Below are 1,951 nucleotides of genomic sequence, written 5' to 3'. Positions count from 1 at the left end.
GCACGAGGTGGTGCGCGAGGTGGTGTCCGACCTGGTCGCGATGGCCGAGGCCGGGCAGGTCGACCTGGGCGTCACGCGGCTCGACGCGGTGCGGGTCGCCGGCACGCCGGTCGACCTGCAGACGCTGGTGCGCAACGCGGTCGACAACGCGGTGCGCTACACGCCGGCCGGCGGGCGCGTCGACGTGAGCCTGGAGCAGGCCGGTGGCCGTGCGCTGCTGCGCGTCGACGACACCGGGCCCGGCATTCCGCCGGACCAGCGCGAGCGGGTGTTCGATGCGTTCTACCGGCTGCTCGGCACGCAGCAGACCGGCAGCGGGCTGGGGCTGTCGATCGCGCGCAGCATTGCGCAGAGGCTGGGTGGGCAGATCGTGCTGGAGACGGCGCCGGGCGGGGGGTTGCGCTTCGAGTATCGGCAAGGGAGCCAGCAAGACGGCCGCCCCGCCTGACACCCGCGTCCCCAAGTTTCGGTATGGACGCGGCCGCTGGCGCCGCTACCGTGGCAGGTCCACTGCACCACCACCGGAGCAACTGAATGGCCTTGCATCGCAATGTCGGCGGCATCGTGAGCCTCGCGGCCGGCGCCACGCACCACTGGGAATACTTCTTCGACGGCTTCGGCCGCGATGTCGGCGTCGCTGTCGCGGCCGCCAACATCCAGGAGCCGCAGGTCAACGTCGAACTGGTCACGGTCAGCCAGGGCGTCGTCGCCYGCTCGAACGGCGAGACCGACGGCATCCACTACACCGTCAACATCCGCAACGCGGGTGCGGCGGCGATCCACTACAACCTCAGCATCGCGGAATGGAGCTGACCCTCATGCACACCGCCACCGTGATCACCGAGGCCGGCCGCGTGGTCGGCGTCCAGGTCGACCTGCCGGCCGGCTCGCGCCGCATCGGCCCGGTCGCGATGCTGCGCGCCGGACCGTCGCAGACGCTGCACCGCATCGACGTGGAGCTGCCCGCATCGCTCACCACCGCCGACGAGATCGAGCGCTTCCACGCCGCTGTCGCGAAGCAGCTGGCGCTGGCCGCGCCGGACAAGCGCAAGGCAAAACCCCCGAAGACACGAAAGTAGCGCCTGTCGCAGAATGCCCCCTCGTTCAGAAAAGGGGCAGCGATGAAGGTGTGCATCTACGGGGCCGGTGCGATCGGCGGGTTCATCGGCGCGCGGCTCGCGGCGAACACGGGTGCGCAGGTCAGCGCAGTCGCCCGCGGCGCGACGCTGCAGGCGCTGCGCGAGCACGGCTGGCGGCTGCAGCAAGGCGGCCAGCTCGTCACCGGGCCGGCCACCGCCAGCGCCGATGCGGCCGAGCTGGGCCCGCAGGATGTGGTCGTCATCGCCGTGAAGGGCCCGGCGCTCGCCGCGGTGGCCGATCAACTCGCCCCGCTGCTTGCGCCGCACACCGTCGTGCTGCCGGCGATGAACGGCGTGCCGTGGTGGTTCGGCCGCGGCATTGCGGCGATCGGCGAGGCACCGCTCGAGAGCGTCGACCCCGGCGGCCGCATCGCCGCGAAGATCCCGCACGAGCGGGTGCTCGGCTGCGTCGTGCACGCGGCCACCACCAGCCCGCAGCCCGGCCTCGTCGAACACAAGATGGGCCAGGGCCTGATCATCGGCGAGCCCGGCGGCGGCGAATCAGCGCGCGCCCGCGAGCTCGGCGCCCTCCTCACGCAGGCCGGCTTCGACGTCACCGTGTCGGCCAGCGTGCGCCAGGACATCTGGTACAAGCTGTGGGGCAACATGACGATGAACCCGGTGTCGGCAATCACCGGCGCCACCGTCGACCGCGTGCTCGACGACCCGCTGCTGCTCACGTTCTGCGCGAACGCGATRCGCGAGGCCTCTGCCATCGGCGCGCGCATCGGCTGCGCGATCGCGCAGACCCCGGAAGACCGCCAGCAGGTCACGCGCAAGCTCGGCGCGTTCAAGACCTCGATGCTGCAGGA

Annotated in this window: 4 protein-coding genes; all 4 read left to right on the top strand. The window is 71.7% G+C overall.

Features of this window, described 5'->3' with window-relative positions; translation table 11 throughout:
• Window positions 1–448: sensor histidine kinase (locus tag AC1D01_RS32425; RefSeq protein WP_477873609.1), on the top strand; the 448-nt coding region annotated here is incomplete at its 5' end.
• Window positions 449–534: 86 nt separating this feature from the next.
• A complete protein-coding gene (locus AC1D01_RS32420; RefSeq protein ID WP_477873608.1) occupies window positions 535–813 on the top strand; it encodes a hypothetical protein in 279 nt (92 codons plus the stop codon).
• Window positions 804–1,079 (top strand): hypothetical protein, encoded by a 276-nt coding sequence (locus AC1D01_RS32415; RefSeq protein WP_477873607.1) that lies wholly within the window; start codon window positions 804–806, stop codon window positions 1,077–1,079. The genes AC1D01_RS32420 and AC1D01_RS32415 overlap by 10 nt, the downstream gene beginning before the upstream one ends.
• Window positions 1,080–1,121: 42 nt before the next feature.
• Window positions 1,122–1,951: 2-dehydropantoate 2-reductase (locus AC1D01_RS32410; protein WP_477873606.1), on the top strand; the 830-nt coding region annotated here is incomplete at its 3' end.

The organism is Rhizobacter sp. P3_B12 (assembly GCF_056402895.1).
Note: the sequence above shows the minus strand (reverse complement) of the source record. Positions and strands in the feature narration are given on the sequence as shown.

Excerpts from the sequence above, each read along its gene's own strand:
- AC1D01_RS32415 (WP_477873607.1), top strand. The coding sequence starts at position 804 with ATGGAGCTGACCCTCATGCACACCGCCACCGTGATCACCGAGGCCGGC.